The organism is Mesorhizobium sp. M7A.F.Ca.CA.003.01.2.1, assembly GCF_003998945.1.
In the GTDB taxonomy this organism is placed as follows: domain Bacteria; phylum Pseudomonadota; class Alphaproteobacteria; order Rhizobiales; family Rhizobiaceae; genus Mesorhizobium; species Mesorhizobium ciceri.
In genome coordinates this window covers 1-415 of record NZ_RZRA01001704.1, presented here as the reverse complement: position 1 = coordinate 415, position 415 = coordinate 1, and the positions used below count along the sequence as shown (strand labels likewise).

General features: G+C 64.1%; 1 protein-coding gene. It reads left to right on the top strand.

Annotation, left to right across the window (positions count from 1 at the left end; translation table 11 throughout):
* Nucleotides 1-96: 96 nt before the first annotated feature.
* The coding region (locus tag EN969_RS35025; RefSeq protein WP_164758841.1) for an ATP-binding cassette domain-containing protein at nt 97-415 on the top strand (319 nt) is incomplete at its 3' end.

Genomic DNA, 415 nt, shown 5'->3' with positions numbered 1-415 from the left:
GCGGTGTGCGGCGCTTGCGCCTCTTCCTTTGCGGCTATCCTTCGCGTAAGGCGCCGGGCAAATCGTTTCACGCAAGCAAAATTCCCCGGACACCGCATGATCAGACTTGAAAGCATCAGCAAGCAGAACGGCCGTCAGCTTGTCTTCATCGAAGCGTCGGCGTCCCTGCAGAAGGGCGAGAAGGTCGGCCTCGTCGGGCCGAACGGCGCCGGCAAGACGACGCTGTTTCGCATGATCACCGGCCAGGAGCAGCCAGACGAAGGCCAGGTGCAGGTCGATCGCGGCGTCACCATCGGCTATTTCAGCCAGGATGTCGGCGACATGGAAGGCCACAGCGCTGTCGCCGAAGTGATGAACGGCGCCGGGCCGGTCAGCGAAGTCGCGGCCGAAATGGCGGCCCTCGAGGCGGCCATGG